Source organism: Streptomyces chengmaiensis (assembly GCF_029846775.1).
In the GTDB taxonomy this organism is placed as follows: Bacteria; Actinomycetota; Actinomycetes; order Streptomycetales; family Streptomycetaceae; genus Streptomyces; species Streptomyces chengmaiensis.
Window position 1 is genome coordinate 1 of the sequence record NZ_JARWBG010000118.1, and the last position, 5,065, is coordinate 5,065.

Genomic DNA, 5,065 nt, shown 5'->3' on the forward strand with positions numbered 1-5,065 from the left:
CGAGCTGCCCGCGGCGCCGTCGGGCACCCCGCGGCACCGTGCGGTGCTGGTGGCGGCGGCGGGCGGCGCACTGGTGCTGCTGGTGGCCGCGGCGGCCGTCGTGATCCCGCGCGGCCGGGCCCGGCGGTGGCGGCCGGCCGACTGACGCGCCTGCGCTCCGCTCGGACAGGCCGCGCGGGGTCGTCGTTCGCCTTGGACACGGACCGCGCCGGTCGTGGTTTGTATGCGGCGCCGTTGAGGCCGGTCGCGCCCCCGCGCGGAGCCGCAATTGACACGGTCCCGCGCCCCTTGAGGGCGTTGCTCAGCCGCCAGCCGCCAGCCGCCAGCCGCCAGCCGCCAGCCGCCAGCCGCCAGCCGCCAGCCGCCAGCCGCCAGGGCCCAGCCGCCGGGGCCGTTGAGGTCAGTCGTCCCGCTCGCCCAGGAACGCCGTCTGCACCTGCACCGTACGGCGCCGGGCGATGCGGGTGGCGCGTCCCGGGGGGAGCAGGCGGCCCTTGGCGTTGCCGATGACGTACCCCTCCGACGGCGGGCAGGACAGCAGCAGCGTCGGGGTGTTGACCTCCTGAAGGCGTCGCATCAGATGGTCGCCCATGGCGCGGCCGGCGCCGGTGGCGGCGCGCGCCACGACCATGTGCAGGCCCACCTCCCAGCCGAGCGCCAACTGGTCGAGAAGCGGGTCGAACGGGGCGTTCATCGGTCCGGAGCCGACCATGTCGTAGTCGTCGACGAGGACGAACAGCCGCGGCCCGTTCCACCAGTCCGCCAGCCGCATCCGGGCCGGCGTGATGTCGGGGCCCGGCACCCGAGTCTTCACCGCCCGGGACGCCCCGTCGACCAGGTCGCGCAGCGCGTCGATGGAGACGGCGTGGCCGAGCCGGTACTCGTCGGGGATCGCCTCGACCAGCTCGCGGCGGTAGTCGACGACCATGATGCGGGCCTCGGCGGGGGAGTACCGCCGCATGATCGCCTGGGCGGTGAGCCGCAGCAGGTTGGTCTTGCCGCTCTCCGTGTCACCGATCACGATCATGTGCGGGCTCTCGGAGAAGTCGTGCCACACGGTGGCCAGTTCGTCCTCCTCCAGCCCCAGCGGAACCCGGAAGGCGCCCTCCGGCTCGGGGAGCGCGGTGACCGGCAGCTCGGTGGGCAGCATCCGCACCCGGGGCGCGACCGGACCCGACCAGCTCTCGGCGAGCGCGGCCACCAGCCCGGCGACGCCCTCGCCGAGGTCGTCGGCCTGCTCGCCGCCGTCGATGCGGGGCAGCGCGGTGAGGTAGTGCAGCCTGCCCTCCCTGGTCAGACCCCGGCCGGGCACCCGGGGAACCGTGGCGGCCCGCCGGATGTCGATCTCGGAGTCCATCGGATCGCCCATCCGCAGCTCCAGATGGGTGCCCGCCTGGTCGCGCACCGCGGAGGGCAGTTCCACCCAGCGGGCCGTGGTGACGATGAGGTGGACGCCGTAGTTCAGGCCCCGCGCCGCGATCGCGCCGAAGGACGCGATGTGCCGGTCGTAGTCCTGGCGGACCGTGGCCCAGCCGTCGATGACCAGGAACACGTCCCCGTGCTCGTGGTCGGCGAACTCCCCGGCGGCACGGCGCCTCCGGTAGGCGGCCATGGAGTCGATGCCCTGTTCCAGGAAGAACTTCTCCCGGGCCGCCAGCAGCGAGTTCACCTCGGCGATCGTGCGGCCCACGCGCTCGGCGTCCAGCCGGGCCGCGACGCCGCTCATGTGCGGCAGGCCGTCCAGGCCGGCCAGCGTGCCGCCGCCGAAGTCCAGGCAGTAGAACTGCACTTCGCGTGGGGTGTGGGTGAGGGCCAGGGCCGTCAGGAGGGTACGCACCATGGTGCTCTTGCCGCTCTGCGGACCGCCCGCGATCGCGATGTGCCCGCCGACGCCGGACAGGTCGACGGTCAGCAGATCCCGCACCTGGTCGAAGGGCCGGTCCACGATCCCGACGGGCACTTTCAGCTTCCCCCGGTCCGGCCAGCCCACCGTGGTGAGGCCGAGCTCCGGGTCGGGGGTGAGCGGCGGCAGCACCTGGTCGAGGGTGGCGGGCAGGTCCAGTGGCGGCAGCCACACCTGGTGCGCGGGCGGTCCCGCTCCCAGCATCCTGTCGACGGCGACCGAGAGCAGAGTGTCGCCGCTCTCCTCGGTCTCCGGCTCGGGGTCCGGCAGGTCGGGCGCGGCGCGCGGCACGATGTAGCCGCTCGTCCACGGCACGGTCTGGCCGGCTGCGCGAGCCTGGTTGGCGCTGCCGCGGCGGTGCCGGTACGGCCCGGACACATAGGCGGCCCGGAACCGGGTCAGCGCCTCGACACCCGACTTGAGGAAGCCGCTGCCCGGCGCCGACGGCAGCTCGTAGGCGTCCGGCACGCCGAGGACGCCGCGGCTCTCCATCGCGGAGAAGGTACGCAGGCCGATCCGGTAGGAGAGGTGGCTCTCCAGCTGGTGCATCCGGCCCTCGTCCAGTCGCTGCGAGGCGAGCAGCAGGTGCACGCCCAGGCTTCGGCCGAGCCGGCCGATCATGACGAACAGCTCCATGAACTCCCGGTGCGCCGCGAGCAGTTCGCTGAACTCGTCGACGACCACGAACAGGCTGGGCAGCGGCGCCAGCGGGGTGCCGGCGGCGCGCGCCTTCTCGTACTCCAGCGCGGAGGTGAAGTTGCCGGCGGCGCGCAGCAGCTCCTGACGGCGGATCAGCTCACCGTGCAGGGCGTCCTGCATACGGGAGACCAGGGCCGCCTCGTCGGCGAGGTTGGTGATGACGGCGGACACATGCGGCAGTTCGTCCAGCCCCAGGAAGGTCGCGCCGCCCTTGAAGTCGACCAGGACGAAGTTGAGCGTCTCGGAGGAGTTGGTCAGGGCCAGCGCCAGCACCAGGGTGCGCAGCAGTTCGCTCTTGCCGGATCCGGTGGCGCCGATCAGCATGCCATGCGGGCCGGTGCCGCCCTGTGCGGACTCCTTGATGTCGAGTTCCACGGGCTGGCCGTCGGCGCCCACGGCGATGGGCACGCGCAGCCGGCTGGGACCGGTGCTGCGCCCCCACAGGGTCTGGGGGTCGTGCCGGTGGAGGTCCTGGATGCCGAGCAGGGTGGTCAGTTCCACGTCGGCGGCCAGCGGTTCGACGGCGTCGGCGCCCATGCCCATCCGGTAGGGCGCGATCCGTTTGGCCAGCGCGGTCGCGCCGTGCGGGCCGAAGGCGTCGGGACGGCCCAGACGGGTGGTCTGCTCCTTGCGGTCACGGTCGGTGCGGACCAGCGCGAAGTCGCCGCCGCTCACGTCGAAGCGGAGGGTGACCCGGCCGGGCCGCCAGGTCAGCGCGCCGGTGAGGTCCAGGACCACGGTGTTGCGCAGTCCGGGGCCGTCCAGCCGGTGGCCGCCGGGCACCGTGCCGCCGTCGACGACGATCACGGTGAACGGCTCCTCGCGGCCGGGGACCGCGTCGGGGTCGAAGGGCGGGCGCTCCAGGAACTCCGCGCCCAGCAGGTCCTCCAGTTCGTTGAGCGCCGCTCCGGCCATACGGGCGGGACCGGCGCCGTCGGTCTCCTGCGGATGGAGGTGGTGCGGCAGCCACTTGGCCCAGTCCCAGTCGGCCCGCCGCTCGTCGGACACGCACAGCGCGATCCACACGTCGTCGGGGGAGTGGAACGCGGCCAGCTGCGCGACGATCGCCCGGGCCAGCGCGCGGACGCGGTCCTCGTCGCCGCGGAACAGCACCCGCGCCCAGGCCCGCAGGTAGATCGCGATGGGCTGGTCGGGGACGGTGGCGTAGGCGCGGATGAAGCTGCGCAGGGCGTGCGCGGAGAGCGGTTCGAGGTCCTCGACGGGGCTGCCGGCCGTCGGGGTCAGGCGCAGGCCCAGCTTCTGGTCGCCCACCGCCACCCGGACCTCGCCGAAGTCCTCGTCCTGCGGGCGGCGTTCCCACAGCCTGGTCGAACCGATCACGGACCACAGCGCCGACGGCTCGGGGTGCCGCCAGGCCAGGGCCCGCTGCTGGTCCACCACAGCGGCCCGCACCTTGCGCCTGGTCTGGGTGAGGTAGCGCAGGTAGTCCCGGCGTTCCCCCTTGAGGCGCTGCTTGCGCTCGTTGTTCCGGCGCATCACCTGACCGAGCATCATGGCCGCCGTGGAGACGACCATCAGGCCGAGGGCGAGGTAGATGAAGCTGCTGCCGCCGCGCGCGCCGGGGCGGATGAACATCAGCATCATCGACACCGACATCAGCGCCATCGGCAGATAGGTCCAGACGGCGGACGAGTCCGGAACCACCTCGGGGAGCACGGGCGGCTCCTGCAAGGTCAGTTCTCCGTCCGGCATCTCGCGGCCGCGCCTGCGGGCCGGTCGGCGGAACAGAACCACACTCACCGTACGGTCTCCTTACGGAGCGGCCGTCGGGCCGACGGAGCGCGCTCACGGGTGGGGGACTGATGCTGCGGGGGTGGGGTCACCCCGAAGAGACGTTTGATATTACGATCCTTCGAGCTGACCACCGATGAGCAACCCCCCTCTTCCGCAGGTCCGTTGAAATGCTCCAGCACACCCGGAAGGCGTGAGTCAGACCAATGAGCGACAACCAGGTGGCCGGTCTGTGCCGCCTGACCGTACGAGCCCCCGCCCGCACGATCGATCTCGCCGTTCCCGCCGACCTGCCGGTCGCCGACCTGCTGCCCGCCGTGCTCGGCTACGCCGGGGACGACCTCGAGGAAGCAGGCGTGGACCACGGCGGCTGGGTGCTGCAACGCCTCGGCGGCGAGCCGATGGACGAGGAGCGCACCCTTGACTCCTTCGAGCTGCGCGACGGCGAGACCGTCTACCTGCGGCCCCGTGTCGAGGCGCTGCCCGAGGTGCATCTGGACGACCTGGTCGACGGCATCTCCACCACGCTGCGCGACCGCCCGTACGGCTGGACCCCGGAGGCCGGCCGGGCCCTGCTGCGGGGCCTCGCCATGATCGCTCCGGCCGTCGGCCTGGCGGTGCTCGCGCTGCCCGGCGGCTCGGGCGCCACCCGGGCGGTGTGCGCCGCGGCCGCCGCGCTGCTGCTGCTCGCGGGCGCCGCCGCGGCCAGTC

The 5,065-nt window shown here is 73.3% G+C and carries 2 protein-coding genes; one reads left to right on the forward strand and one right to left on the reverse strand.

Annotated features, from left to right (window positions below; translation table 11 throughout):
- Window positions 1-400 precede the first annotated feature (400 nt).
- A complete protein-coding gene (gene eccCa / locus QCN29_RS36530) occupies window positions 401-4,357 on the reverse strand; it encodes a type VII secretion protein EccCa (RefSeq protein ID WP_279933559.1) in 3,957 nt (1,318 codons plus the stop codon).
- Window positions 4,358-4,560: 203 nt separating this feature from the next.
- On the opposite strand from eccCa, the gene eccD reads away from it, so the two are divergent.
- Window positions 4,561-5,065: type VII secretion integral membrane protein EccD (eccD, locus tag QCN29_RS36535; RefSeq protein WP_279933558.1), on the forward strand; the 505-nt coding region annotated here is incomplete at its 3' end.